This is a genomic window from Sphingomonas phoenicis (assembly GCF_047238005.1).
Classification (GTDB): domain Bacteria; phylum Pseudomonadota; class Alphaproteobacteria; order Sphingomonadales; family Sphingomonadaceae; genus Sphingomonas.
This window is the reverse complement of sequence record NZ_JBDFMC010000002.1, coordinates 1,248,530-1,272,464: the sequence shown is the minus strand read 5'-3', so window position 1 is coordinate 1,272,464 and position 23,935 is coordinate 1,248,530. Positions and strand designations below refer to the sequence as shown.

Genomic DNA, 23,935 nt, shown 5'->3' with positions numbered 1-23,935 from the left:
CGGCCGATGCCTCCTGCACCCCAACCCACGATCGTCCGCGTCATCGACCTCGAGACCACGGGCAGTGCCCCGCCGGCCCATGCCGTCCTCGAAGTCGGCTGGCAGGACGTCGCGCTGGGCAAGGACGGCCGCTGGGAGCTGTATGGCGAGGGCGGCAACATCATGGTCAATCCCGGCCGGCCGATCCCGCCGATCACCATGGCGATCCACCACATCCGCGACGAGGACGTGGCGGGTGCGCGCTGGTGGCACGACGTCGCTCGCCCGGTGCTCGATCCGTGGCCGCGCCGTGTTGCGCTGGCCGCGCACCGTGCGGCGTTCGAGGAGCAGTTCTGCACTCCATCGCTGACGCATGGCGCGAACTGGATCTGCACGTGGAAATGCGCGCTGCGGCTGTGGCCGGACAGCCCCAGCTTCTCGAATCAGGTGCTGCGTTACTGGCGCCGGCCCGACGGACTGATCCACGAACGCGGCCTGCCGGCGCATCGCGCCTTTCCCGATGCCTATGTCACTGCCCATCATCTGCGCGACCAGCTGAACGAGGCGAGCGTCGAGCAGCTGATCCAATGGTCGTCCGAACCCGGGCTGCTGCCCCGCGTTCGCTACGGTCCCGATCGCGGCAAGGACTGGCGCGAGATTGAGGAGGAAAGCCTGGTCGGCTTCCTGACCGACCGCGATCCCGACATTCGCTTCACCGCAGAGACCGAGATGGCGCGGCGGCGCGGCGGTGGTCATGTCGGCCGGCTGACACCGCAGGAATTGCTGCTGTAGCGATGCGCGGGATCGCGAAGCGTCGCGATCATGTCACCAAGCCCGGCGCCCCTCGATCGGGCTGGCGATCGCCGCGCAAACCGGTCCGGCTTGCCGGCATCGTGTTCGCGAACGCGTCGGATCGGGGCAGCTACGCGATGTGCCCGCGAACGAACCTCGCCCGTTCGGCGATGGACCCATAAGGGAGCGTGACGAGCTCGTAGCCCAGGCCGGAATAGGCATCGACCATCGCATGGAAGGTAGCCTCGGCTTCTGCTGCCGTCTGTTTGCGTTCGGCGTCCTGCCCGAAGATCGCCGGCCATGGTGGAGCGATGAAGACCCTGCTTGCATAGCGTCGCTGCTCGGCCGCTCGCAGCACCATGGCCGGCACGGGCAATCCGCACAGTCGTAGATAGCCGATCACGTCGGGGATGCCGCGATCGAAGATGACCGGGCCGCCTGCCTCCACCGCCTCGCGGTAGGATCTCAGCTCGTGCGCCAGCATCAACGCCGCAAACGCCTCCCGGTCGTCCCAGGGCAAGGCGGTGCCGCCGATGTCCACCTGATCCCGGATGATCGCCCTGCCGGCCTCGGGCATGCACCTGATGCCTTCGGCGGAAAGGGCGTCGATCAGGCTCGTCTTGCCCGATCCCGGTCCACCCGTCACGACGTGAAGATCGTCAGCCATTCTCGCCGATCAATTCGTTTCGCTGTCCCGGGTGCCGGCATGACAAGGGGCCGGGACCCGCGTCAGACGTCCAGGTTCGCCACGTTCAGCGCATTGTCCTGAATGAACTCACGCCGCGGTTCGACCACTTCGCCCATCAGCTGGGTGAAGATCATGTCGGCGGCCGACACGTCCTCGCTCGTCACACGCAGCATCGTGCGATTCGACGGATCGAGCGTCGTTTCCCACAGCTGCTCGGCGTTCATCTCGCCGAGGCCCTTGTAGCGCTGGATCGCCAGACCCTTGCGCCCGGCGGCCAGAATCGCGTCGAGCAACTGCGACGGACGTGCGACCAGCGTCTCGCCGCGCGCCTTGGCGGTCGGGGCGGGGGTGGTGCCCTCTTCCTCGTTCCCCTCGGCGGTCGCTTCCTCCTCAACATCGGTCGCGCTCTGCGCGCCGGCGCGGACCAGCTTGCCGGCCTGTGCGAAGCTGTCCGCCTCCAGCGCCGCCAGCGTGTGCAGCTTGCGCGCCTCGCCCGACGAGATGAAGCTCGCCTCGACGATGTGGTGATCGGTCACGCCGCGCCACAGCCGCTCGAAATGGATGCCGCCATCCTCGGTCAGGCGTGCGGTCCAGCGGCCTTCGCCATCGCCGGCATCCAGCCGGTGCGTCACCTCGGCGACGCGGGCCTGACGCCCATCGCGGTCCAACGCCGGATCCAGTGCCCCGGCGAGAGCCAGCACCTCGATGATCCCGGCATCGTAGCGCCGCGGTACGTAGCGCATCAGCGTCCGCATCCGCCGGGCATGGTCGGCCAGCGCCTTCAGGTCGGCACCCGTGCGCGGACCGCCGACGGTCTCGAACACCATCGTGCCAACCCCGCCGTCGACCAGATAGTCGTCGAGCGCGGCATCGTCCTTCAGATACACCTCCGACCGGCCCTTGGTCGCCTTGTACAGCGGCGGCTGGGCGATGAAGAGGTGCCCGCGCGTGATCAGCTCGGGCATCTGGCGATAGAAGAAGGTCAGGAGCAGCGTGCGGATATGGGCGCCGTCGACATCGGCGTCGGTCATGATGACGATCTTGTGATACCGCAGCTTGTCGGCGTTGAACTCGTCGCGGCCGATGCCGGTGCCCATCGCCTGGATCAGCGTGCCGATCTCCTTCGACGAGATCATCCGGTCGAACCGCGCGCGCTCGGTGTTCAGGATCTTGCCGCGGAGCGGCAGGATCGCCTGGAAGTGGCGGTCGCGGCCCTGCTTGGCCGACCCGCCGGCCGAGTCGCCCTCGACCAGGAATAGCTCGGACTTGGCCGGATCCTTCTCCTGGCAATCCGCCAGCTTGCCGGGCAGGGAGGCGATGTCCATCGCTCCCTTGCGCCGGGTCAGTTCGCGGGCGCGCTTGGCGGCCTCGCGCGCGGCGGCGGCGTCGATGATCTTGCCGACGATCGTGCGGCCATGTGCCGGATTTTCTTCCAGCCATTCGGCCAGCTTGTCCGCCATCAGCGATTCGAGCGGCTGGCGCACCTCTGACGAGACCAGCTTGTCCTTGGTCTGCGACGAGAATTTGGGATCGGGCAGCTTGACAGAGACGATCGCGGTCAGCCCCTCGCGCATGTCGTCGCCGGTCAGGGTCACCTTCTCCTTCTTCAGGAGGCCCGACTTCTCGGCATAGTTGTTCAGCGTGCGGGTCAGCGCGGCACGGAATGCCGCGATGTGGGTGCCGCCGTCGCGCTGCGGGATGTTGTTGGTGAACGCCAGGACGTTCTCGTAATAGCTGTCGTTCCACTCCAGCGCGACGTCCATCCCGATCATCTCGCGCTGGCCGTGGATCGCGATCGGCTCCGGGAACAGCGGCGTCTTCGACCGATCGAGCCACTTCACGAAGGCGGCGATCCCGCCCTCGTAATACAGTTCCACCGTCTTCGGCTCCCCGGACTCGGTATCGTGCCGCGCATCGGTCAGGAACAGGCGCACGCCCGAATTCAGGAATGCCAGTTCGCGATAGCGATGCTCCAGCTTCTCGAAATCGAACTCGGTGATCTTGAAGGTGGCGGGGGAGGGGAGGAAGGTGACGCGCGTACCCTTCTGCGCGGGCGCGGCGGGGCCGACGACCTTCAGCGGCGCGACCGCATCGCCGTGGGCGAAGCGCATGTAATGCTCCTCGCCATCCCGCCAGATCGTCAGGTCGAGATGCTCGGAGAGCGCATTGACCACCGACACGCCGACGCCGTGCAGGCCGCCCGACACCTTGTAGGCGTTGTCGTCGCTGCTGTTCTCGAACTTTCCGCCGGCGTGCAGCTGGGTCATGATGACCTCGGCCGCCGACACGCCCTCTTCGGGATGGATGCCGGTCGGGATGCCGCGGCCGTTGTCGGTGACCGACACCGAGCCGTCCGGGTTCAGCTGGATGTCGATGCGGTCGCAATGCCCGGCCAGCGCCTCGTCGATCGCATTGTCGCTGACCTCGAACACCATGTGGTGGAGGCCCGATCCGTCGTCGGTGTCGCCGATGTACATGCCCGGCCGCTTGCGCACCGCGTCTAGGCCCTTCAGCACCTTGATCGAGGAGGCGCCGTACTCGTTAGAATTGGGGTTGGATGCCATGCCCATCATATAGGGTCGGCGCCCCCGAAACGGAAGCGAAATGGCCCGTTCCGCGCGCACCCGCCGGCGCCCTTGCGCCGTCCCGATCGCATGAACGGATGCTGCCAACCCGGTTCAGCATCGTTCAACACCGAGCGGTCTATTCCATCATCATCGCAGTATCGCCATGGGAGACGATCGATGATGAAGACGTTCACGAAGATGATCGCGGTCGCCAGCGTGGCGATCACCAGTGTCGCGGCCGTTCCGGCGGTCGCGCAGGATTTCGGTCGCGGCTATGGCTACAGCGACCGGTACGATCGCGGCGACGACCGTCGTTACGACGACCGGCGCGACTACGATCGGCGCGGTGGCGGATATTACGAGGATCGTGGCTATGATCGCCGCGACTATCGCGATGATCGCCGCTATCGCGATAGCCGCCGTTACTATCGCTCGGGCTACGACCGTGACGGGCGGTGCAGTTCCGGCACGACCGGCGGCGTACTGGGTGCGGTCGTCGGTGGCCTGCTGGGCCGCGAGATCGGCCGCGGCGGCTGGGACAACCGGCCGAGCACGACCGGGCTGATCCTGGGCGCGGGCGCCGGTGCGCTCGCCGGTCGCGCGATCGATCGCAACCAGAGCTGCCGCTGAACGGACGGCCCCCTCCCGGCTTCGGTCGGGAGGGGATCAGCCGCCGACCGCGATTCGCGTCGCGGCGCCGGCGTCGGTGAACAGCTCCGGCTCCGTTCCCGTCATCCATACCTGACCCCGTCCGCCCAGCCGCTCGAACAGGGCGAGGCGCCGGACGGGGTCGAGGTGTGCGGCCACCTCGTCCAGCAGCAGGACCGGTGCCGTTCCGGTGCGATCTGCGACCAGTTCGGCATGGGCCAGCACGATGCCGAGGAGCAGCGCCTTCTGCTCGCCGGTCGAGGCAAGCGCCGCCGCCTGTCCCTTGTCCAGATGCGTCACCGCCAGATCGGCGCGATGCGGCCCGTCGAGCGTCCGTCCCGCCACGGCATCGCGGCGGCGACCCAGTGCCAGCGCGCGGGCGAAGCCCTCCGGCTCGGTCGCCTCACCGGTCAGCGCCAGAGCGGCGCGCGCGAACGGACCCTCCGGCGCGCCAGCCAGCCGCTCCGCCAGTGACGTCACCGTGGCGATCCGGGCGCCGTCGAGCGCCAGGCCATGCTCCACCATCCGCGCCTCCAGCGCCGACAGCCACTCCGGGTCGGCGGCCCGCTCGCCGGCGAGCAGCCGGTTCCGTTCGCGCATCGCCGCTTCGTACCGGGTCGCATGCACGGCGTGTTGCGGCGCCAGTGCCAGCGTCAGCCGGTCGAGGAACCGCCGGCGGTCGCCGGCGGCGGCGGTGAACAGCCGGTCCATCGCCGGGGTCAGCCACAGCACGGTCAGCCACTCGGGCAGCGTCGTCGCGCTGGCGGTGGCGCCCTGAACCCGCACCACCCGGCGTTCGGGCGCGGCGGCGAGCGTTCCGGTGGCCAGCTCGACCTCGTCGGCCAGCGTCGCCGCCACGCCCCAGCCGCCCGGTCCCCGCTGCCGCGCCATCGCCGACAGTGCCGCCCGGCGCAGCCCGCGGCCGGGCGCCAGCATCGACACGGCTTCCAGGATGTTGGTCTTCCCGGCACCGTTCTCGCCGGTCAGCACGACGAACCCGCTACCCGGCGCCAGGGTCAGCGCCGGATGGTTGCGGAAATCGGTGAGGATCAGGCGATGGAGCACCAGTCCCCTTTACCAGCACGAGGGGGTCGGGCCACCCGCGCGGCGCGGCGGCGGCCCGCTCCCGTCAGACCCGCATCGGCATCAGCACGTAGAGTGCCGGGCTCTTGTCGTTCTCGCGGATCAGTGTGGGGGCGGCGGCGTCGGCCAGGTGGACCTCGACGCTGTCGCCGTCGATCTGGCCCAGAATGTCCATCAGATACCGGCTGTTGAAGCCGATCTCGAACGCGGCGGCGACATATTCGCCGGGCACTTCCTCGGCGGCGGTGCCGTTTTCCGGGCTGGTCACCGACAGGGTGATGCGGTCGCGGTCCAGCGCCATCTTCACCGCGCGCGTCTTCTCGGTCGCGATCGTCGAGACGCGGTCGACGCCCTCCATGAAGCTCTTCGGATCGAGCTTCAGGATCTTGTCGTTGCCGGTGGGGATGACGCGCGAGTAATCGGGGAAGGTGCCGTCGATCAGCTTCGACGTCAGGATCGCACGGCCCAGATCGAAACGGATCTTGGTGCCCGACAGCGATACGCCGACCGATCCGTCGACCTCGTCGAGCAGCTTGCGTAGCTCGCCGACGCATTTGCGCGGCACGATCACGTCCGGCATGTTCTCTGCGCCCTCGGGGCGGGGCAGGGTGACGCGCGCCAGCCGGTGGCCGTCGGTCGCCGCCGCCTTCAGCACCGGGTCCGAACCGTCGGCGCCGGCGACGTGCAGGAAGATGCCGTTCAGGTAATAGCGCGTCTCTTCGGTCGAGATGGCGAAGCGCGTCTTGTCGATGATCTGCTTCAGCGTCTCTGCCGGCAGCTCGAACTGGGTCGGCAGCTCACCCTCGGCGATCACCGGGAAATCGTCGCGCGGCAGCGTGCCGAGCGAGAAGCGGGCGCGACCGGCGACGATCGTCATCCGCCCCTCGGCGGCGGTCAGCTGGACCTGCGATCCCTCTGGCAGCTTGCGGGCGATGTCGAACAGCGTGTGCGCCGACACGGTCGTCGATCCCGGCTGGTCGACCGCCGCGGCGATCAATTCGTTGATCTGCAGGTCCAGATCGGTCGCCATCAGCTTCAGCGTGCCCTCGGCGGTCGCCTCGATCAGGACGTTCGACAGGATGGGAATGGTGTTGCGACGCTCCACCACGGACTGGACGTGGCTCAATCCCTTTAGCAGCGTGGCGCGTTCGATGGTGGCCTTCATGCGATTCCCCTGGCCCCGTCGAATCCGGGACATGTGTTGCCCGTTCCTACCCATGGAAAAGGGGCCGGAGCAAGCGCTCCGACCCCCTCGGGCCGCAATGGTGAATGCGGCGTAAACGCGATCAGAAGCGGAAGCCGTAGCTCGCCGCGATCTGGTGGCGGTCGGTATCCACGTCGAACCGCGCGGTCGTGGCGCCGTCCGGATAGCGGATGTCGCCGCGGCTGTAGTTGGAATAGCGGTACTCCAGCTTCACGAAGCTGTTGGGGCTCAGCGCATGTTCGGCGCCCGCACCCAGGCGCCAGCCGTCCAGGTTGAAGTCGGTATCGGTCGACTGGTTGCTGGTGCCCGCCAGGACGTTCAGCCGCGCATTGGTGTAGCCGCCCTTGACGTAGACGAGCGTCGACGGCGTCGCCTGGATGCCGGCGCGCGCACCAACGTAAAGGTCGCGGCCCGTCTTCACCCGGCCATAGCCGAAGTCCTGTGTATAGCTGCGCCGGCCGGTCTTCGCGGTCGAATCGGCGATCTCCGCCTCGGCACCGACGACGAAGCCGCCGACCGCGAGGTCGTATCCGACGCCGACGCCGTACAGCAGGCCGTCGGTCGACTGGCGGTCGCCGCCGCCGGGAACGTCGACGCTGCTGCCCGCCTTCAGATTGTCCCAGCCCAGCGTGCCCTCGATGCGCGGGCCGGTGAACACGGGATCGACCGACTGGGCCATGGCGGGGGCGGCGGCCATCGCGCAGGCGAGCGACAGGGTGGCGATAATTGTACGCATAAGAACTCCGATGTTCGTGTCGTCCCCGCTTCCGATCGGGGGACGTGGGGGTCCAATGACCGAATCCGGCGGGGGCTGCATGAACCTCGCCTAAACGTGAAAACCTGTTGCCATCGCGCCACAGCGCAACGAAGGGCGGGAACGTTATGGCTTTCCGCATCACGTTCCGCATCGCTTGGACGGTGGCACTGGTGCTGGCCGCCGGCGCGGCGGATGCGCGCGACACCGTGGGCGTCTATCGCGGCTGGGCGGCGTTCCGCGATCCGGAGCGCTGCTATGCGATCGCCCAGCCGCAGGGCAGGGTCCGCGTCGGGCAGCCCTTCGTTGCGGTCGGCACCTGGCCTTCGCGCAGCCTGCGGTCGTCGCTGCACGTCCGGCTCAGCCGGCCGGTGAAGCCGGACCAGCCGGTCACGCTCAGCGTCGGCGAGCGGCGGTTCCGGCTCGTCGCCACCGGCAGCGACGCGTTCGCCGCCGACGCCGCCAGCGACCGCGCAATCGCCGCCGCGCTGCGATCCGGCCGCAGCATGAGCGTGGAGGCGGTCGGCATCGGCGGCCATCCCTTCGCCGACAGCTACGCGCTCGCCGGCGCCGCCACCGCGATCGACGCCGCCGCGCTGGCCTGCGCCGCGCTGCGCTGATCGCGGGCAGTGGAAAATCGCGGCGATCCGCGCTATGTGCGCGTCATGCAGACAGCCGCGAACCTGATGCCCATTCCGGGCCACGTCGATCCCGTGCCGGTGCCCCGCGCCGCACCGGCCGCGCGCCCCGATGGCCGTGTCGACCTGATCGGGCTGTCCAGGGACCAGCTGCGCCAGGCGCTGCTCGATGCCGGGATGGAGCTGCGTCAGGCGAAGCTGCGCGCCAAGCAGATCTGGCACTGGCTCTACAATCGCGGCGCGACCGAATTTTCGCAGATGACCGACATCGCGAAGGCGCAGCATCCCTGGCTGGCCGAGCGCTTTGTCGTCGGCCGTCCCGAGATCGTCGAGGCGCAGGTGTCGACCGACGGCACCCGCAAGTGGCTGCTCCGCTCGCCCGACGGGCAGGATTACGAGGCGGTCTTCATCCCCGATGCCGATCGCGGCACGCTGTGCGTGTCGAGCCAGGTCGGCTGCACGTTGAACTGCACCTTCTGCCATACCGGCACGATGCGCCTGGTCCGCAACCTGACCGCCGGCGAGATCGTCGGCCAGGTGATGCTGGCGCGCGACGCGCTGGGCGAATGGCCGTCGCAGCCGGAGGGGCGGCTGCTCACCAACATCGTCATGATGGGGATGGGCGAGCCGCTGTATAACTTCGATGCGGTGCGCGACGCGTTGAAGCTGGTGATGGACGGCGACGGGCTGGCCCTGTCGAAGCGGCGGATCACCCTGTCGACATCCGGCGTCGTGCCGATGATGGCGCGCGCGGGCGAGGAGATCGGCGTGAACCTCGCCGTCTCGCTCCATGCGGTGACCAAGGAGGTGCGCGACGAGATCGTGCCGCTCAACCGCAAATACGGCATCGAACAGCTGCTGCAGGCCTGTGCCGACTATCCCGGCGCCAACAATGCCCGGCGCATCACGTTCGAATACGTCATGTTGAAGGACAAGAACGATTCGGATGCTGACGCGCGCGAGCTCGTCCGCCTGCTGCGCCACTACGACCTGCCGGCGAAGGTCAACCTGATCCCGTTCAATCCCTGGCCCGGCGCCGCGTACGAATGCTCGACGCCGGAACGGGTGCGTGCCTTCTCGAACATCGTGTTCGAGGGCGGCATCTCAGCTCCCGTCCGGACCCCGCGCGGGCGCGATATCGACGCCGCCTGCGGCCAGCTGAAGACCGCAGCCGAGAAGAAGAGCCGCGCGGAGCTGGACCGCGAGGCGGCAGCGGCGCTTGCCTGATCTGCCGACGCTCGCCCTGGCGGCGGGGGCGGGCATCCTGGGGGGCGCGATGAACGCGCTGGCGGGCGGCGGCACGTTCGCGACGATGCCGGCGCTGCTGGCGATCGGCACGCCGGCCAACATCGCCAACGCCACCTCGAACCTTGCCCTGATGCCCGGTGCCGCGACCAGCGCCTGGGCGTTTCGCGACGAGCTGAAGCCGGTCGGCGGCGTTCCGGTGCGGCTGCTGGCGGCGATCACCATCGTCGGCGGGCTCGCCGGCAGCGCGCTGCTGGTCGTCACGCCCGGACATGCGTTCGACCTGATCGTGCCATGGCTGCTGCTGATCGCCTTCCTGGCGATCGCGCTCGGCCCGCGGCTGGCGGCATGGCTGGCGCGGCGGGTGACGATCGGGCGTACGACGCTGCTGGTCGCGCAGGCGGTGCTCGGCACCTATGGCGGTTATTTCGGGGGTGGCGTCGGCATCATGACGACCGCGACCTATGGCCTGCTGGCGGGCGAGACGCCACGCGGCATGTTCGCGCCGCGCACGCTGATGCTGGCGGTCGCCAATTTCGCGGCGGCGATCGTGTTCGTCGCGATGGGCATGATCCGCTGGGACGCCTGCGTGCCGATGATCGCCGGCGGTCTGGCCGGCGGCTGGCTGGGCGCGGCGATCGGCAAGCGGCTGCCGGCGGTCGCGGTGCGCTGGTGGACGCTGCTCGTCACCGCCGCGACCACCGCCGTGTTCTTCGCACGCGCCTATTGAGGGCGCCGCATCCGGAACAGGGCCGCCTCGGTGGTCTCGAAGTAATCGGCCGGACCACCCCCGCGCGAGATCGGGCGTGCCTTGGCCGTCTGGTACACGCCTTCGTCGATCAGCGACGCGTCGATGTGGATCCCCACTGCCTCGCCGATAACCAGCCACTGGTCGATCGGCTGGTGCTCCTTCGTCTCCAGCCGGATCAACTGGGTCAACCGGCATTCGAACGCCACCGGGCTCGCCGCGACCCGCGGCGGCGCGACCAGCCGCGACGGGGCTGCCTCCAGCCCGGCCAGCGCGAACTCGTCCTGGTCGGTCGTCGCGGAGGTCGCGTTCATCGCCTCCGCCAGCGGGCGTGTCGCGAGGTTCCAGACGAACTCGCCCGTCGCCTCGACATTGGCGACCGAATCCTTCCACCCCGATGACGAAAAGGCGATTAGCGGCGGGCGATAGTTGATCAGGTTGAAGAAGCTGTACGGCGCCAGGTTGCGCTTTCCCGACGGCGATATCGTCGAGATCCAGCCGATCGGCCGGGGCGCGACGATCGCGTTCAGGGGATCGTGCGCCAGCCCGTGGCCGTGCGCGGGTTCGTAGAAATGCCATTCGGTCATGCGACGATAACTGCTACATCGACCCGATGGACGCACCCCCCGTCATCACCGAGGATCTGCCCCCCGGATCTGTCGTCAAGCGGCACGCGATCGGCACCCGGCTGTGGCACTGGGTCAATGCCGTTGCGATCTTCATCCTGCTCGGTTCCGGCCTCGGCATCTCGAACGCGCATCCGCGGCTCTACTGGGGGCGCTACGGCGCGAACTTCGACGCCGCCTGGCTGGAGCTGCCGCGATTTCCGGCATGGATCACGATACCGGCCAGCTACAATCTGGCGATCTCGCGGCGGTGGCACCTGTTCTTCGCGCTGGTGCTGGGATTCGGGCTGCTGGGCTATATGATCTGGAGCCTGGTCAATCGCCACTTCGCCCGCGACCTGCGCCTGCACCGGCGCGAGCTGAGCGCGGCCCATCTATGGGCGGATTTCCGCGCACACCTGAACTTCCGTTTCCACGATCCGGAACGCCCGCGCGACTACAACATCTTCCAGAAGCTGTCCTACATCGCGGTCATCTTCGTCGCGCTGCCACTCGCCATCCTGACCGGAATCGCGCTGTCGCCGGGCATGAACGCGGCGTGGCCATGGGTGCTCGACCTGCTGGGTGGCCGGCAATCGGCGCGGACGATCCATTTCCTGACGGCGACCGGCATCGGCCTGTTCACGATCGTCCACCTCGTGCTGGTGATCCTGGCCGGGCCGCTGAACGAGGTCCGCTCGATGTTGACCGGCCGGTGGAGGGTGCCCGAATGATCCGCCGTCGCGACATGCTGTCCGCCGGCGTGGCGGGCGGGGCCGGCCTGATCCTTTCCGGCTGCGACCGGGTGGTGCAGGTCCCCGCCGCCCGCCGCATCCTGTTCGCGGGTGAGGAGATGCAGCGCGGGCTCCACCGCGCGCTGATGGATCGCGGTGCGCTGGCACCGGAATATACTGCGGCCCAGCGCTCGCCCTTCTTCCGGCCCAACGGCACCCGCGATCCCGTCACGCCTGCCTATCGCGCTCTTCAGGAGGGGCGCTTCGCCGACTGGCGGCTCGCGGTCGGCGGCCTCGTCGCCCAACCGCTGTCGCTGTCGCTGTCGGATCTGGGCGCGATGCCGCAACGGGCGCAGATCACCCGGCACGACTGTGTCGAGGGGTGGAGCGCCATCGCCAAGTGGCAGGGGCCGACCCTTGCCACCGTCCTGCGCGCCGCCGGCCTGCGCGATGCCGCCCGCTACGTCATGTTCACCTGCGCGGACCTGTACGGCGGCGTCCCCTATTACGAGACGATCGACCTGGTCGATGCCTTCCACCCGCAGACGATTCTCGCCTGGGCGCTCAACGACCGGTTCCTGCCGGTGATGAACGGCGCGCCCTGTCGCCTGCGCGTCGAGCGGCAGCTGGGATACAAGCACGCCAAATACCTGATGCGGGTCGATGCCGTCGCCAGCCTCGACGGGATCGGCCAGGGCAAGGGCGGATACTGGGAGGACAATGTCGATTACGACTGGTACGCCGGTATCTGAATCGAGCGTGATCGAAGCGGTGGCGTTCGACGCAAGGTCGCGTTAGCAGGCGCGCCATGGCGCTGATCGATCGTTTCCTCGCCGGCCAGGTACAGCGTGGCCAACTGACCATCATCCATGCCGACGGACGCCGGCTGACGCTCGGCACCCCCGATCCGGCGTTCCGCCCCGTCACCATCCGCTTCACGGATCCCGGCGTCACCGGCCGTATCGTCCGCCACCCGGCGCTGGGCGCGGCAGAGGCGTTCATGGACGGCAAGCTGGTGGTCGAGGACGGCGACATCCGCGACCTCGTCAATCTGCTGAAGGGCAACCGTCCGTGGGAGCAGGGCGGCGGGCTGAAGCCCAGCCTGCCGATCCGCGCGGCGGGCGCGCTGATCCACCGGATCGACCGCGTCAACATGGCCCGCCGATCGAAGCGCAACGTCGCCCATCATTACGACCTGTCCGACCGGCTCTACGACCTCTTCCTCGATGCCGACCGCCAGTACAGCTGCGCCTATTTCACCGATCCCGCCAACTCGCTGGAACAGGCGCAGGCGGACAAGAAGGCGCACATCGCCGCCAAGCTGCTCCTGAAACCCGGCATGACCGTCCTCGACATCGGCTGCGGCTGGGGCGGGATGGCGCTTTACCTCCACCGGACGACGGGGGCGGAGGTGCTGGGCATCACCCTGTCCGAGGAGCAGCTGAAGGTGGCCCGCGCCCGTGCCCAGGCGGCGGGCGTCGCCGACAAGGTGCGGTTCGAGCTGATCGATTACCGCCACGTCACCGGCCAGTTCGACCGGATCGTGTCGGTCGGCATGTTCGAACATGTCGGCCCGGCGCACTACAAGGCGTTCTTCCGCCAGTGTCGCGAGCTGCTCGCCGACGATGGCGTGATGCTGCTCCACACCATCGGCCGGATGGGCGGGCCGGGCGTCACCGACACCTTCACGACCAAGTACATCTTCCCGGGCGGCTACAATCCCGCCCTGTCGGAGATCGTGCGCGGGTACGAGGGGACGCGCCTGTTCCCGACCGACGTCGAGGTGCTGCGCGTCCACTACGCCATGACGATCGACCATTGGTACGACCGCACCGTGGCCGCGAAGAACCAGATCGTCGCGCTCTACGACGAACGCTTCTACCGGCTATGGACCTTCTATCTCGCCGGCGCCGCCGCCGCGTTCCGGACGGGCGGCATGTGCAACTACCAGATCCAGCTGTCGAAACAGCGTCTCACCGTCCCGCTCACGCGCGACTATATCGGTGAGACGGAGCGGGCCTTGCGGTAATCCCGTGTTCCTGCGGCCGCAGGAGATCGGTCGGGGCAAGGCCGGGCGAAGTTACCGCCCTGCCGCTCGCTTCGCCGACTGCCGCTCCGCCGTCCCGATCTTGCCGTCCTTGTCCGCATCGTACTTGGCGAACGTCGCCGCCAGCAGCGCCTGCGCCTCGGCCTGCGTCACCTTGCCGTTCTTGTCGGCATCGGCCTTGTCGAACCACAGGTCGGTCAGCCGCTTGGCATGCACCGCGTCGATCTTCTTCGCGCCGGCACCCATGTTGCCGATCCGCGCCTGCACCTCGGCACGGGTCAGCACGCCGTCCTTGTTGGTGTCGGAGGCGGCGAACTCCTTGCCGAACTTGGCCGCGGCGGACGCGCGGGTCTCCTGCGCGGCGGCGGGCAGGGCGGCCAGTGCGGACAGGGCCAGGAGGGGCAGGGCGACGATCATCAGGCGCATGGGGCAGGAACTCCGTTCATCAGGCGCGCACATGGCGCCCGTCGCCTGCATCACCGCTGAACGCGCGCAAAGGTTGCAAGTGTAACGGTTGCATGGGCGCCCGCCAGCGCATAGGGGCGCGACCCATGAACGATAGCGGCATCAAGAAGGTCGTCCTCGCCTATTCGGGCGGGCTGGACACCAGCGTCATCCTGAAATGGCTGCAGCAGGAATATGGCTGCGAGGTCGTCACCTTCACCGCCGACCTGGGTCAGGGCGAGGAGCTGGAGCCCGCCCGCGCCAAGGCGGAGCTGATGGGCGTCAAGCCCGAGCACATCTTCATCGACGACCTTCGTGAGGAGTTCGTCCGCGACTACGTGTTCCCGATGATGCGCTCCAACGCGCTCTACGAGGGCACGTACCTGCTCGGCACCTCGATCGCGCGGCCGCTGATCGCCAAGCGCCAGATCGAGATCGCGCGTCAGGTCGGCGCCGATGCGGTCAGCCACGGCGCGACGGGCAAGGGCAACGATCAGGTCCGCTTCGAGCTGGGCTATTACGCGCTCGCCCCGGACATCAAGGTCATCGCGCCCTGGCGCGAGTGGGACCTGACCAGCCGTACCCGGCTGATCGAGTTCGCCGAGGCGCACCAGATCCCGGTGTCGAAGGACAAGCGCGGCGAGGCGCCGTTCTCGACCGACGCGAACCTGCTGCACACCTCGTCCGAGGGCAAGGTGCTGGAGGATCCGTGGGACGAGGTGCCGGACTACGTCTACTCGCGCACCGTCAATCCCGAGGATGCGCCCGACGCGCCCGAGACGATCACGATCGATTTCGAGCGTGGCGACGGCGTCGCCCTGAACGGCGAGGCGATGAGCCCGGCGACGCTGCTGGCGGCGCTGAACGATCTCGGTCGCCGGCACGGCATCGGCCGGCTCGATCTGGTCGAGAACCGCTTCGTCGGCATGAAGAGCCGCGGCATGTACGAGACGCCGGGCGGCACCATCTATGCGATGGCGCATCGCGGGATCGAACAGATCACGCTCGATCGCGGCGCCGCGCACCTGAAGGACGAACTGGCGCCGCGTTATGCCGAGCTGGTCTATAACGGCTTCTGGTTCTCGCCGGAGCGCGAGATGCTGCAGGCCGCGGTCGATTACAGCCAGGCCAAGGTGACAGGCACCGTCCGGCTGAAGCTGTACAAGGGATCGTGCAGCGTCACCGGCCGCCGCTCGCCGCACTCGCTGTACAGCGAGAAGGTGGTGACGTTCGAGGACGATCAGGGTGCCTATGACCAGCGCGACGCCGCCGGCTTCATCAAGCTGAACGCGCTTCGCCTCCGCCTGCTGGGCCGCCGCGACCGCTGAATTGTCCGGACCGTCATTCCGGCCTGCGCCGGGGTGACGGTCCGGATATCAGCCACCCACCGCAACCACGTTGCACCACCGAGTCCATCGCCCTAAGGCTGGCCGGATGGGGGAAAAGCTGCATTGGTGGCAGACGCGCCTGTTCGTCGCGGCGATGGCGTTGGCCGCGATCGTCCCGCTGCTGTGGCCGGACATTCCGCCGCTTGTCGATCTGCCGGGCCATATGGCCCGGTACCGTGTGCAACTGGCGATCGGCGACAATCCGTGGCTCAACCAATGGTATGATTTCCGCTGGTCGCTGATCGGCAATCTCGGCATCGACCTGCTCATCATTCCGCTCGCGCCGGTGTTCGGGCTCGAGCTGACGGTCAAGCTGATCGTCATGGCGATCCCCGCGCTGACCGTCGCCGGGCTGCTCTGGATCGCCCGCGAGGTGCATGGGCGCATCCCGTCCACCGCGCTGTTCGCGCTGCCGCTGGCCTACAGCTATCCGTTCCAGTTCGGCTTCGTGAACTTCGCCCTGTCGATGGCGCTGGCGCTGAACCTGTTCGCGTGGTGGCTGCGCCTCGCCCGCCTCGGACGGCTGCGGTTCCGCGCGATCGTCTTCGTTCCGCTCTCGTGCGCCCTGTGGGTCTGCCACACCTTCGGCTGGGGCGTATTGGGCGTCCTCGCCTTTTCGGCCGAGATGATCCGCCAGCATGATCTGCGCAAGGACGGGCGGGGCGGCCACTGGCTGGAATCATGGATCCGCGCCGGGCTCGGCTGCATCCCGCTCGCGCTGCCGATGGCGCTGATGATCTTCTGGCGCTCGGGCGATCACGTCACCGGGCAGACCGCCGACTGGTTCAACTGGAACGCCAAGTACAGCTGGGTACTGATGGTGCTCCGCGACCGCTGGATGCTGTGGGACGTGCTGTCCGCCAGCGTGCTGTTCGCCATCCTGATCAAGGGCGTGCGCGACCGGCGGATCGTCTACTCGCGCAATCTGGCGCTGTCCGCGGCGTTCCTCGGCGCGATGTTCCTGGTGCTGCCGCGCATCGTCTTCGGCTCGGCTTATGCCGATATGCGCCTCGCCCCGTTCGCGCTGGCGATCGCGGTCATCGCGCTGCGCCCCCGTCCGGGCGTGTCGCCGCGCAGCATGGCGACCCTTGCGGTGCTGGGGCTGGCGTTCTTCGGCGCGCGGCTCGCCGGCACGACGTGGAGCTATTGGCTCTACGACCAGCGCTACGATCGCGTCCTGACCGCGCTCGACAAGCTGCCGGACCGCGCCCGCGTCGTCAGCTTCGTCGGCCGGCGCTGTTCGGACGACTGGGCCTATTCGCGGCTGGAGCATATTCCGGGCATGCTGCTGGTCCGCAAGCTCGCCTACACCAACGACCAGTGGTCGATGGCCGGCGCGCAGCAGTTGACCACGCGCTACTACGCCGCCGGTGGCTATGCGCACGATCCGTCGCAGGTCGTCACCGACCGCCGTTGCCGCGGGGAGTGGTGGCGACCGGTGGCGATGGCGCTCAACAATTTCCCGCGCGGCGCCTTCGACTATGTCTGGCTGCTCAACCCGCCCGTCTATGATCCGGCATTGGTGAAGGGCATGACGCCGATCTGGCGCAGCGGCCGCGACACGCTGTTCCGCATCGACGATCGTACCCAGCCGCCGCCCGTCACCCTGACGCCGCTTCAGCCGCGGCGGAACGGCGCCATCGTCGCCAGATAATCCGCGTCGGCCGTCACGCCCTCGCGCTCACGCACCAGGAAGTCGCCCACGGCGCGGCGAAAATTCGGATCGGGGATATAGTGCGCCGACCAGGTCGGCACCGGCACATACCCGCGCGCCAGCTTGTGCTCACCCTGCGCGCCCGCCTCGACTCGCGCCAGCCCGCGCGCGATCGCGGCGTCGATTGCCTGATAATAGCACAACTCGAAGTGCAGGAACGGCACCTCCTCGGTGGCGCCCCAGTACCGCCCATACAGAGCATCGTCGCCGATCAGGTTCAGCGCCCCCGCGATCGGTACCCCGTCGCGTTCCGCCAGGATCAGCAGCACTCGCTCCCCCAGCGTCCGCCCCAGCAGCGGGAAGAACGCACGGGTCAGATAGGGCCGTCCCCATTTGCGGTTGCCGGTATCCTGATAGAATCGCCAGAACGCATCCCAGTGGTGCGGTTCGATCGCGTCGCCGGTCAGGTGCCGGATCGTCAGCCCCTCGACCGCCGCCGCGCGCTCCTTGCGGATCGCCTTGCGCTTGCGGCTGGCCAGCGCCGCCAGAAAGTCGTCGAACGTCGCATAGCCGTCGTTCGCCCAGTGAAACTGCGTGCCCTGACGGATCAGCCATCCCGCCGCCTCGAACAGCGGGACCTGCGCGGCGTCGACAAAGGTCGCATGCGCCGACGACAGCCCGTTCTGGTCCGCCACAGCCTCGATCGCCCCGATCAGCGCTGGCGCGGCATCCGGATCGCGCAGCAGCAACCGGGGCCCCGGCACCGGGCTGAACGGCGCGGCGATCTGCAATTTGGGGTAATAGGATCCGCCCGCCCGTTCCCAGGCGTCCGCCCAGCCATGGTCGAACACATATTCGCCCTGGCTGTGGCTCTTGGCATAGGCGGGGGCGATCCCCGCAGGGCGGCCGTCGGCCCCCTCGATCACGATCGGCAGCGGCTGCCAGCCCGATCGCCCGCCGACCGACCCGGATTCCTCCAGCGCTGCCAGAAAATCATGGCCGACGAACGGATTGCCCGGGCCGGCGCACGCGTCCCAGTCGGCGGCCGGAATGGCGCGGACGCCGTCGTGCAGGCGGGCGGTGACGTCGGTCATCGCCGCTCAGATAGGGTGTCCGCCCTCAACCCGCCAGCGGATCGCCGATCGCGACGATCGCATCGATCTCGACCGCCGCACCCAGCGGCAGCACGGGCACGCCGACGGCCGAGCGGGCATGCTTGCCGGCATCGCCGAACAGCGTCGCCATCAGCTCCGACGCGCCGTTCGCGACCTTCGCCTGATCGGTGAAATCGGCGGCCGAGTTGACGAACACGCCCAGCTTCACGATCCGCCGCACCCGCGACAGATCGCCCAGATGCTTCTTCAACTGCGCCACGATCATCAGCCCGCACGCCTGCGCCGCCGCCTGGCCCTCTTCCAGCGAGACGTTCTCGCCCAGCCGCCCGGTCACCAGCTTGCCGTCGATGAACGGCAGCTGCCCCGACAGGTGCAGCAAACCGTCGTTCTCGACGACGGAGACATAGGCGGCGACGGGCGCCGCCGCTTCGGGAAGGGAGAGGCCCAGCTGCTCCAGCGCGCGATCGATCTGTTCGGTCATGCCGCCGGAACTGCCCTCCGGGGTCGGGCTGGTCAAGCCCGCTGGGCCGGTGCGCGATAGATCAAGCGCGACGTTCGGTTATTCGGGCGCCCGTACCCTTATGCCGCGCGTCAGTTTCTTGGCGAAGGCGATGCACGGCTGCTCGAAGCGGTACGTCGACAGATGTGCCAGCACGGTGATCGCCGCAAAAAGCAGCGGCCGCTTGGCATACGTGACCAACTTGCTGCTGCCGCTGCCCAGCCATGTCGCGGCGAGCGGAATATGCAGGATGTACACCGCGTACGAGATCGCCGCGACATAGCTGGCAATCCGTCCGGAGAAGACACGTGACAGCAACGGCGGAGGGTTGAACAGCGTCGCGCCGATCAACGCCGCCGCGATATAGGGCCTGGGATAGTTGAACGGCCCCGCCGCCGGCAGGGCGGAGAGGACCAGCAGCGGCATCAGCCAATAGGGATTGATCCGTCCCAGCAGTCGCTGCACGCCTTCGCCATACCGCCCGCTGTAGCACAGCGCGAGGATGCCGCCCGCCAGGATCTCGTCGATCCTGAACCAGGTGACGATATCCATATAGCGATGGTCGGTCATCCGCAGGGCCGTTGCCGCGATGGCGATCAGGGGAAGCGCGATCAGGCTGCGCCGGCCGCAGATCGCCACGAACAGCGCGATGCCGACATAGAAATGCATTTCTACGCAGAGGCTCCACAGATGGCCTCCCGCACCCACCAGCTGCTGCGGTGGCAGGTTCGCATAGAAAAGGTAATTCGCCGCCCATGTGCCGGAGGGAGCGTCATCGATCACCAGCAGGATCGTCATCACCACCCACGCGAGCGGCACGATGCGAAAGAAGCGTCGAATGATGAAGACGCGCAGGTCTGCCCCGCTCTCCAGGAACCTGGTGATCAGAAAACCCGACAGGATGAAGAACAATGCCATTCCGGTACCCGCCACGGCGACGTTGACACCCCATCGACCGGGCCCCAGCGGCAGCAGATGCCCGGCCAGCACCAGGCAAATGCTGGTCGCACGCCAGCCATCCAGCACCGCGAACCGGCCGTGACCCTTTGCAGCCGCGGCGTCGGATGCGGCTCGGCCGCCTACGGCGGGGCCAGGGTCGGCACTCGGCGCTGCCGACGCGATCGACGCGGACGTCATGGTCGGCCCATCAGCGGCGAACGGCCAGCCAGCGAGCGGGCTGGTCCCGCAGCATCAAGTCGTGACAATGCTGTCGTCATGGCGTTCCTGAATCGGCTGCGTTGCCACCGTGGGTAAAGGTGGTCGGTAAAGGCGGGGTCAATGGTAAGATGACGCGCTACGCCGCCCCACCCGCGGCGAAGCGTGCCTCGATCCACGCTCGTGCCTCGGTCCAGTCGTCGATGCGGGCGTGGGCGGCCGGGGCGGGGGGCAGGGCGGGGGCCAGTGCGGGTTCGGACACCATGTGCAGCCGGTGGACGCCGGGCGCATGGCGCGCGACCGAATCGTGGTGGACGGCCAGATCGTCGACGAACACCGTCACGGTCGCGCCATGCTCGGCCACCAGCGCGGCGACCGGCGCGCCCTTGCCGCCCTGGTTGCAGACCACCCGGTGTGCGATCCCGAAGGCGGACAGCTGTTCGACCCGCGCCGCGTGGCAGGCATCGGACAGGTTGGTCAGGATCACGATATCGGCCTGTGCCGCCAGCGCCCGCAGCGCCTCCGCCGCGCCGGGGACCAGCGTCTGGCGGGCCATCTCGGCCGGGAAGAAGCCACCCAGCAGCCCCCACATCTCCTCCTGCGATGGCGCCGCCGCCCCGTTTCGCCTGGTCATGCTGCTGGTGAAATCGCCCCGGCCGATGTCGAAGTCGATCGCGTGCGCCTCGTCCAGCCAGTCGCGGAAGTGGCGGACCATGTGGACGAGCACCTCGTCGCAGTCGGTGATCAACAGCGGCTTCATCGTGTCTCCAGTGCCTCGCGCGCCGCCACCAGTGCCGCCGGGCGGCAGTCCAGTGCGTCGGCGGCGGCGATCAGGTCGGGCTCGTGCGCCTCCAGGAAGCCGAGCACCGCCGCCAGCACCGCCGGCTCGCCCACCCGCGCGCGCAGGTCGGACGGGTCCAGCCCGGTGGTCGCCAGCAGTCGCTCCGCCCGCGCCGGTTCAGCCAGCGTCCACGCAAGGGCGTGCAGGGCCAGTTCGGCCGCGTTGTCGTTTGTGTTGGCGCGGGTCATTGCATATCGTCGAGGAAGGATGATCGAACGCGTGGCGAAAAAGGTGCTCGTTGTCGAGGACAACGAACTCAACCTGAAGCTCTTCTGCGACCTGCTGCGCGCGCACGGCTGGATCGCCGAGCCGGTGCGTGACGGGCGCGAGGGGGTAGCGCGCGCGCTGGCCGTGATGCCCGACCTGATCGTCATGGACATCCAGATGCCCCATGTCACCGGATACGAGCTGATCCTGGCGATCAAGGCCGACGAGCGCCTGCGCCGCATCCCGATCATGGCGGTGACCGCCTATGCCGGCCGCGACGACGAGGAGCGCATCCGCGGCGCCGGCGCGGACGCCTATGTATCGAAACCGATCAGCCTGTCGCGCTTCATGGAGGCGGTGAACCGGCTGGCGTGAAGGGGGGCATGGGCCGGCACTCGGCGTCTTCGCCTTCCCGCTCCCGTGTCCACCCACCATGACGACGAAAAACCGCGGGTGTCGCCACCCGCGGTCCTGCATGCCGATCGGTTACGCGCCGATGGCCGCGAACGGCCGCCGTCCGCGGATTACTTGATCTTGGCTTCCTTGAACTCGACATGCTTGCGCACGACGGGATCATACTTGTTGAAGCTCAGCTTCTCGGTCTTCGTGCGCGGGTTCTTCTTGGTGACGTAGAAGAAGCCGGTGTCGGCGGAGCTGACGAGCTTGATCTTGACGGTGGTCGGCTTGGCCATGAGCCTCGGTTCCTGAAAAAATAAGAGAGCGGCCAGCCGCGAGGCCACCGCTCGATCAGTCGCGGCGCATGGCGCAAGCGACCGGCGAAGTCAACCGGAATGGCCATCGGCAGCGCCTTTATACGCCGGCTTAACCATCGCCCGCGCATCATCCACGCCAACGATCGCACAAGGGGAGAGGGAATGGGACAGGCCATCGATATCGCCGCGGTGCGCGCCGATCTGACCGCGCGCATCACCGCGCTCGACGTGCGCGCACCCTATGCCGGCGCGGCGCAGATCGCCGCCGACCTCGACATGATCCGGCGCATCGCCCATGCGGCCGGGCTGGACCCGGTGGTCACCGTCACCCATTTCCTTTGCACCGTGCTGGCGCGGGGCAACGGCTCGATCCACGGCTGGCTGTCGCTGCTCGTCGATGCGGTGGCGGCCGAATCGTCGGATCTGGCCACGTGCGACGTGTTCGCCGCCGCCTGTTCGGTGCGCCTCGCCGCCTGATCCGGCACGGACCCATTCGGACGCCCGGTCGTTTCGCCTGCGAACCCCAACCGGAGTCCTTCATGGCCGACGTCGATCCCGCACTTTCCACCCCCAGCGACCTGAACCGCAACGACACCAGGTCGGTGGCGGAGGCGCTGAACATCGCCCTGGCGGATTGCTACGCGCTCTACATCAAGACCAAGAATTTTCACTGGCACGTGTCGGGCCCGCATTTCCGCGACTATCACCTGATGCTCGACGATCAGGCGACCCAGATCCTGGGCGTGACCGACCTGATCGCGGAGCGGGTCCGCAAGACGGGCAACACCACGCTGCGCTCGATCGGCGACATCGGCCGGCGCCAGCAGATCGCCGACAACGACCGCGATTTCGTCCCCCCGCACGAGATGCTGGCCGAACTGCGCGAGGATAATCTGAAACTGGTCGAGGCGCTGCGCGATGCCCGCGAGCGGGCCGAGGAAGCGAACGACACCGCGACCTCCAGCCTCGCCGACGACTGGATCGATCAGGCCGAGGAACGCGCCTGGTTCCTGTTCGAGGCAAGCCGCACCAGCTGAGGGAACCCGGTACCATGTTGAAACTCGCGCTCATCTTCCTCGTCGCCGGGCTCGTGCTCGGCGCGCTCGGTTTCGGCGGGATCGGCGGGGCCTTTGTCGGCATCGCCAAGATCCTGTTCTTCATCGCGCTGGCGCTGTTCGTCATCTTCTTCGTGCTCAGCCTGATGGCCGGCAAGAAGGTGAAGGACGCGATCGACTGAGCGCTGCGGCGGAGGCGCTCCGGCGCCTCCGCTAGAGGGCAGCCCGGATACCGCCCAGCCGCACCAGCCAGAAATCCGGCGGCGCGCCGAACCGCACCGGCAGGACGCTGGTCCCCAGTCCGGCGGTGACCACCGTCAGCCGTGCCGGATCGCGGACGACGCCGCAGCGATAGTGCGGGTTCGTCACCTGTCGCGGCGCACCGATGATCGGCAGCACCACCTGTCCGCAATGCGTATGCCCCGCCAGCACCAGCCGAATACGCGCCGACGGGCGCCCGCCCAGTATCGGCGAATGGGCGATCATCACCCCGGCGCCGTCCAGCGCCTCGATCGCGGCCAGCGTCGTCGCCAGCCGCGCATGCCGCGTCGGCCGGTCGTCGAGCCCGGCGATCGCCAGCGGTCCGCGTGCCGCCGCCCCGTTCCGCAGCACCAGCACGCCCGCCTGGTCCAGTGCCGTCGTCACCGCCGCCACGCCGGTCCAGTGATCGTGATTGCCCGGCACTGCGACGACGCCCAGCGGCGCGCGCAACCGCGACAGTGGCGCGACCAGCGCCGGCGCCAGCCGCGCCGCGCTGCCCGGTTCGTGCCCGACGATGAAGTCGCCGACCATCACGATCAGGTCGGGTCGCTGCGCGTTCACCTGCGCGACGATGCGGTCCAGCCGTGCCGCATCCATCGTCGCGCTGCCGATATGGATATCGCCCAGCAGCGCGACCGTCACCGGGCGCGCGCCCGCAGGCCAGCCGGGCAGGGCGACCGCGATCCGCCGCACCACGGGGTCGGCACGCGCGTTGCGGTATCCCAGCGCCAGCAAGCCCAGGCCCGCGATCATCAGCATCAGCAGGGCGAGCACGGCGCGTCGAACCATCGTCATGCCGGCCTCTTTACGGACATTGCCGCGTCCGTCGACCCGCCCGGAACCGTAACGACCCCGCCGAGCGTTCCCTCCG

The 23,935-nt window shown here is 68.3% G+C and carries 28 protein-coding genes; 14 read left to right on the top strand and 14 right to left on the bottom strand.

What is annotated here, in order from left to right; genetic code table 11:
* Positions 1-6 precede the first annotated feature (6 nt).
* Positions 7-771, top strand: a complete 765-nt coding sequence (locus ABC319_RS07350; protein ID WP_413069593.1) for a 3'-5' exonuclease — start codon at positions 7-9, stop codon at positions 769-771.
* A gap of 130 nt (positions 772-901) precedes the next feature.
* Here ABC319_RS07350 and ABC319_RS07345 read toward each other — a convergent pair whose 3' ends face one another.
* On the bottom strand, positions 902-1,438 hold the full coding sequence (locus ABC319_RS07345; protein ID WP_413069592.1) for an AAA family ATPase: 537 nt from the start codon (positions 1,436-1,438) through the stop codon (positions 902-904).
* Positions 1,439-1,500: 62 nt separating this feature from the next.
* On the bottom strand, positions 1,501-4,023 hold the full coding sequence (gene gyrB / locus ABC319_RS07340; protein WP_413069591.1) for a DNA topoisomerase (ATP-hydrolyzing) subunit B: 2,523 nt from the start codon (positions 4,021-4,023) through the stop codon (positions 1,501-1,503).
* A 180-nt stretch (positions 4,024-4,203) separates the two neighbouring features.
* On the opposite strand from gyrB, the gene ABC319_RS07335 reads away from it, so the two are divergent.
* On the top strand, positions 4,204-4,656 hold the full coding sequence (locus ABC319_RS07335; RefSeq protein ID WP_413069590.1) for a glycine zipper 2TM domain-containing protein: 453 nt from the start codon (positions 4,204-4,206) through the stop codon (positions 4,654-4,656).
* A 36-nt stretch (positions 4,657-4,692) separates the two neighbouring features.
* Here ABC319_RS07335 and recF read toward each other — a convergent pair whose 3' ends face one another.
* From recF to ABC319_RS07320, 3 genes are all read right to left on the bottom strand, one after another.
* Positions 4,693-5,739, bottom strand: coding sequence for a DNA replication/repair protein RecF (gene recF, locus ABC319_RS07330; RefSeq protein WP_413069589.1), 1,047 nt, complete (start codon positions 5,737-5,739; stop codon positions 4,693-4,695).
* Positions 5,740-5,803: 64 nt separating this feature from the next.
* Positions 5,804-6,922 (bottom strand): DNA polymerase III subunit beta, encoded by a 1,119-nt coding sequence (gene dnaN, locus ABC319_RS07325; protein WP_413069588.1) that lies wholly within the window; start codon positions 6,920-6,922, stop codon positions 5,804-5,806.
* Positions 6,923-7,043: 121 nt separating this feature from the next.
* Complete coding sequence (locus ABC319_RS07320; protein ID WP_413069587.1) at positions 7,044-7,697, bottom strand: outer membrane protein; 654 nt, start codon at positions 7,695-7,697, stop codon at positions 7,044-7,046.
* 146 nt (positions 7,698-7,843) lie between these two features.
* Here ABC319_RS07320 and ABC319_RS07315 point away from each other — a divergent pair, with 146 nt between their 5' ends.
* Genes ABC319_RS07315 through ABC319_RS07305 form a run of 3 tightly spaced genes read left to right on the top strand, consistent with a single transcriptional unit; the run spans position 7,844 to position 10,328 of the window.
* Positions 7,844-8,335: a hypothetical protein gene (locus ABC319_RS07315; RefSeq protein WP_413069586.1), complete on the top strand. Its 492-nt coding sequence runs from the start codon at positions 7,844-7,846 to the stop codon at positions 8,333-8,335.
* A 45-nt stretch (positions 8,336-8,380) separates the two neighbouring features.
* The gene (gene rlmN, locus ABC319_RS07310) at positions 8,381-9,580 is read left to right on the top strand and encodes a dual-specificity RNA methyltransferase RlmN (protein WP_413069585.1); all 1,200 of its coding nucleotides are present in this window, start codon (positions 8,381-8,383) and stop codon (positions 9,578-9,580) included.
* Positions 9,573-10,328 (top strand): sulfite exporter TauE/SafE family protein, encoded by a 756-nt coding sequence (locus ABC319_RS07305; RefSeq protein WP_413069584.1) that lies wholly within the window; start codon positions 9,573-9,575, stop codon positions 10,326-10,328. Before rlmN ends, ABC319_RS07305 begins: the two co-directional genes overlap by 8 nt.
* Here ABC319_RS07305 and ABC319_RS07300 read toward each other — a convergent pair.
* Positions 10,322-10,933, bottom strand: a complete 612-nt coding sequence (locus ABC319_RS07300; RefSeq protein ID WP_413069583.1) for a flavin reductase family protein — start codon at positions 10,931-10,933, stop codon at positions 10,322-10,324. The two genes, ABC319_RS07305 and ABC319_RS07300, sit on opposite strands and share 7 nt — an antisense overlap.
* Positions 10,934-10,959: 26 nt before the next feature.
* On the opposite strand from ABC319_RS07300, the gene ABC319_RS07295 reads away from it, so the two are divergent.
* The 3 genes from ABC319_RS07295 to ABC319_RS07285 are packed head-to-tail and all read left to right on the top strand — an operon-like array spanning position 10,960 to position 13,714.
* Positions 10,960-11,685, top strand: coding sequence for a cytochrome b/b6 domain-containing protein (locus ABC319_RS07295; RefSeq protein ID WP_413069582.1), 726 nt, complete (start codon positions 10,960-10,962; stop codon positions 11,683-11,685).
* On the top strand, positions 11,682-12,437 hold the full coding sequence (locus tag ABC319_RS07290) for a molybdopterin-dependent oxidoreductase (protein WP_413069581.1): 756 nt from the start codon (positions 11,682-11,684) through the stop codon (positions 12,435-12,437). The genes ABC319_RS07295 and ABC319_RS07290 overlap by 4 nt, the downstream gene beginning before the upstream one ends.
* A 56-nt stretch (positions 12,438-12,493) precedes the next feature.
* On the top strand, positions 12,494-13,714 hold the full coding sequence (locus ABC319_RS07285) for a class I SAM-dependent methyltransferase (RefSeq protein ID WP_413069580.1): 1,221 nt from the start codon (positions 12,494-12,496) through the stop codon (positions 13,712-13,714).
* 51 nt (positions 13,715-13,765) lie between these two features.
* Here the strand turns inward: ABC319_RS07285 and ABC319_RS07280 are convergent, their stop codons facing one another.
* Entirely contained in the window at positions 13,766-14,158 is a 393-nt protein-coding gene (locus ABC319_RS07280; RefSeq protein WP_413069579.1) for an EF-hand domain-containing protein, read from the bottom strand.
* Positions 14,159-14,283: 125 nt separating this feature from the next.
* Here ABC319_RS07280 and ABC319_RS07275 point away from each other — a divergent pair, with 125 nt between their 5' ends.
* Positions 14,284-15,504, top strand: coding sequence for an argininosuccinate synthase (locus ABC319_RS07275; protein WP_413069578.1), 1,221 nt, complete (start codon positions 14,284-14,286; stop codon positions 15,502-15,504).
* Between the two features lie 106 nt (positions 15,505-15,610).
* Positions 15,611-17,218 (top strand): hypothetical protein, encoded by a 1,608-nt coding sequence (locus tag ABC319_RS07270; RefSeq protein WP_413069577.1) that lies wholly within the window; start codon positions 15,611-15,613, stop codon positions 17,216-17,218.
* Here ABC319_RS07270 and ABC319_RS07265 read toward each other — a convergent pair.
* The 5 genes from ABC319_RS07265 to ABC319_RS07245 all read right to left on the bottom strand — a co-directional run bounded on the left by ABC319_RS07265 (position 17,182) and on the right by ABC319_RS07245 (position 21,016).
* Positions 17,182-18,312, bottom strand: coding sequence for a GNAT family N-acetyltransferase (locus tag ABC319_RS07265; protein WP_413069576.1), 1,131 nt, complete (start codon positions 18,310-18,312; stop codon positions 17,182-17,184). The two genes, ABC319_RS07270 and ABC319_RS07265, sit on opposite strands and share 37 nt — an antisense overlap.
* Before the next feature lie 25 nt (positions 18,313-18,337).
* On the bottom strand, positions 18,338-18,814 hold the full coding sequence (locus ABC319_RS07260) for a RidA family protein (RefSeq protein WP_413069575.1): 477 nt from the start codon (positions 18,812-18,814) through the stop codon (positions 18,338-18,340).
* A gap of 78 nt (positions 18,815-18,892) precedes the next feature.
* Positions 18,893-19,969 carry an acyltransferase family protein gene (locus tag ABC319_RS07255; protein ID WP_413069574.1) on the bottom strand — a complete coding sequence of 359 codons (1,077 nt, stop codon included), beginning with the start codon at positions 19,967-19,969 and terminating at the stop codon, positions 18,893-18,895.
* A gap of 157 nt (positions 19,970-20,126) precedes the next feature.
* The gene (locus ABC319_RS07250) at positions 20,127-20,747 is read right to left on the bottom strand and encodes an HAD family hydrolase (RefSeq protein ID WP_413069573.1); all 621 of its coding nucleotides are present in this window, start codon (positions 20,745-20,747) and stop codon (positions 20,127-20,129) included.
* Positions 20,744-21,016, bottom strand: a complete 273-nt coding sequence (locus tag ABC319_RS07245; protein ID WP_413069572.1) for a DUF3572 family protein — start codon at positions 21,014-21,016, stop codon at positions 20,744-20,746. The genes ABC319_RS07250 and ABC319_RS07245 overlap by 4 nt, the downstream gene beginning before the upstream one ends.
* A 31-nt stretch (positions 21,017-21,047) precedes the next feature.
* Here ABC319_RS07245 and ABC319_RS07240 point away from each other — a divergent pair, with 31 nt between their 5' ends.
* Complete coding sequence (locus ABC319_RS07240) at positions 21,048-21,410, top strand: response regulator (RefSeq protein WP_413069571.1); 363 nt, start codon at positions 21,048-21,050, stop codon at positions 21,408-21,410.
* Positions 21,411-21,559: 149 nt separating this feature from the next.
* Here the strand turns inward: ABC319_RS07240 and rpmG are convergent, their stop codons facing one another.
* Positions 21,560-21,727 carry a 50S ribosomal protein L33 gene (gene rpmG, locus ABC319_RS07235; RefSeq protein ID WP_007407030.1) on the bottom strand — a complete coding sequence of 56 codons (168 nt, stop codon included), beginning with the start codon at positions 21,725-21,727 and terminating at the stop codon, positions 21,560-21,562.
* Between the two features lie 183 nt (positions 21,728-21,910).
* Here rpmG and ABC319_RS07230 point away from each other — a divergent pair, with 183 nt between their 5' ends.
* The 3 genes from ABC319_RS07230 (at position 21,911) to ABC319_RS07220 (ending at position 22,985) form a co-directional block, all read left to right on the top strand.
* Positions 21,911-22,225: a hypothetical protein gene (locus tag ABC319_RS07230; protein WP_413069570.1), complete on the top strand. Its 315-nt coding sequence runs from the start codon at positions 21,911-21,913 to the stop codon at positions 22,223-22,225.
* A gap of 62 nt (positions 22,226-22,287) precedes the next feature.
* Complete coding sequence (locus tag ABC319_RS07225) at positions 22,288-22,785, top strand: Dps family protein (RefSeq protein WP_413069569.1); 498 nt, start codon at positions 22,288-22,290, stop codon at positions 22,783-22,785.
* Positions 22,786-22,799: 14 nt separating this feature from the next.
* Positions 22,800-22,985 (top strand): DUF1328 family protein, encoded by a 186-nt coding sequence (locus tag ABC319_RS07220; protein ID WP_413069568.1) that lies wholly within the window; start codon positions 22,800-22,802, stop codon positions 22,983-22,985.
* 31 nt (positions 22,986-23,016) lie between these two features.
* On the opposite strand, the gene ABC319_RS07215 is transcribed toward ABC319_RS07220, so the two are convergent.
* On the bottom strand, positions 23,017-23,859 hold the full coding sequence (locus ABC319_RS07215; RefSeq protein ID WP_413069567.1) for a metallophosphoesterase: 843 nt from the start codon (positions 23,857-23,859) through the stop codon (positions 23,017-23,019).
* Between the last annotated feature and the right edge of the window lie 76 nt (positions 23,860-23,935).

What these genes read in the sequence shown, in the direction of transcription:
- dnaN (WP_413069588.1), bottom strand. Translation starts at nt 6,922, where the DNA reads ATGAAGGCCACCATCGAACGCGCCACGCTGCTAAAGGGATTGAGCCAC.
- ABC319_RS07285 (WP_413069580.1), top strand. Translation starts at nt 12,494, where the DNA reads ATGGCGCTGATCGATCGTTTCCTCGCCGGCCAGGTACAGCGTGGCCAA.
- ABC319_RS07270 (WP_413069577.1), top strand. Translation starts at nt 15,611, where the DNA reads ATGGGGGAAAAGCTGCATTGGTGGCAGACGCGCCTGTTCGTCGCGGCG.
- ABC319_RS07220 (WP_413069568.1), top strand. Translation starts at nt 22,800, where the DNA reads ATGTTGAAACTCGCGCTCATCTTCCTCGTCGCCGGGCTCGTGCTCGGC.
- ABC319_RS07315 (WP_413069586.1), top strand. Translation starts at nt 7,844, where the DNA reads ATGGCTTTCCGCATCACGTTCCGCATCGCTTGGACGGTGGCACTGGTG.
- gyrB (WP_413069591.1), bottom strand. Translation starts at nt 4,023, where the DNA reads ATGGCATCCAACCCCAATTCTAACGAGTACGGCGCCTCCTCGATCAAG.
- ABC319_RS07335 (WP_413069590.1), top strand. Translation starts at nt 4,204, where the DNA reads ATGATGAAGACGTTCACGAAGATGATCGCGGTCGCCAGCGTGGCGATC.
- ABC319_RS07260 (WP_413069575.1), bottom strand. Translation starts at nt 18,814, where the DNA reads ATGACCGAACAGATCGATCGCGCGCTGGAGCAGCTGGGCCTCTCCCTT.
- ABC319_RS07225 (WP_413069569.1), top strand. Translation starts at nt 22,288, where the DNA reads ATGGCCGACGTCGATCCCGCACTTTCCACCCCCAGCGACCTGAACCGC.
- ABC319_RS07255 (WP_413069574.1), bottom strand. Translation starts at nt 19,969, where the DNA reads ATGACGTCCGCGTCGATCGCGTCGGCAGCGCCGAGTGCCGACCCTGGC.
- ABC319_RS07280 (WP_413069579.1), bottom strand. Translation starts at nt 14,158, where the DNA reads ATGCGCCTGATGATCGTCGCCCTGCCCCTCCTGGCCCTGTCCGCACTG.
- ABC319_RS07265 (WP_413069576.1), bottom strand. Translation starts at nt 18,312, where the DNA reads ATGACCGACGTCACCGCCCGCCTGCACGACGGCGTCCGCGCCATTCCG.
- rlmN (WP_413069585.1), top strand. Translation starts at nt 8,381, where the DNA reads ATGCAGACAGCCGCGAACCTGATGCCCATTCCGGGCCACGTCGATCCC.
- ABC319_RS07295 (WP_413069582.1), top strand. Translation starts at nt 10,960, where the DNA reads ATGGACGCACCCCCCGTCATCACCGAGGATCTGCCCCCCGGATCTGTC.
- ABC319_RS07230 (WP_413069570.1), top strand. Translation starts at nt 21,911, where the DNA reads ATGGGACAGGCCATCGATATCGCCGCGGTGCGCGCCGATCTGACCGCG.
- rpmG (WP_007407030.1), bottom strand. Translation starts at nt 21,727, where the DNA reads ATGGCCAAGCCGACCACCGTCAAGATCAAGCTCGTCAGCTCCGCCGAC.
- ABC319_RS07290 (WP_413069581.1), top strand. Translation starts at nt 11,682, where the DNA reads ATGATCCGCCGTCGCGACATGCTGTCCGCCGGCGTGGCGGGCGGGGCC.
- ABC319_RS07250 (WP_413069573.1), bottom strand. Translation starts at nt 20,747, where the DNA reads ATGAAGCCGCTGTTGATCACCGACTGCGACGAGGTGCTCGTCCACATG.
- ABC319_RS07320 (WP_413069587.1), bottom strand. Translation starts at nt 7,697, where the DNA reads ATGCGTACAATTATCGCCACCCTGTCGCTCGCCTGCGCGATGGCCGCC.
- ABC319_RS07245 (WP_413069572.1), bottom strand. Translation starts at nt 21,016, where the DNA reads ATGACCCGCGCCAACACAAACGACAACGCGGCCGAACTGGCCCTGCAC.
- ABC319_RS07345 (WP_413069592.1), bottom strand. Translation starts at nt 1,438, where the DNA reads ATGGCTGACGATCTTCACGTCGTGACGGGTGGACCGGGATCGGGCAAG.
- ABC319_RS07275 (WP_413069578.1), top strand. Translation starts at nt 14,284, where the DNA reads ATGAACGATAGCGGCATCAAGAAGGTCGTCCTCGCCTATTCGGGCGGG.
- ABC319_RS07300 (WP_413069583.1), bottom strand. Translation starts at nt 10,933, where the DNA reads ATGACCGAATGGCATTTCTACGAACCCGCGCACGGCCACGGGCTGGCG.
- ABC319_RS07215 (WP_413069567.1), bottom strand. Translation starts at nt 23,859, where the DNA reads ATGACGATGGTTCGACGCGCCGTGCTCGCCCTGCTGATGCTGATGATC.
- ABC319_RS07350 (WP_413069593.1), top strand. Translation starts at nt 7, where the DNA reads ATGCCTCCTGCACCCCAACCCACGATCGTCCGCGTCATCGACCTCGAG.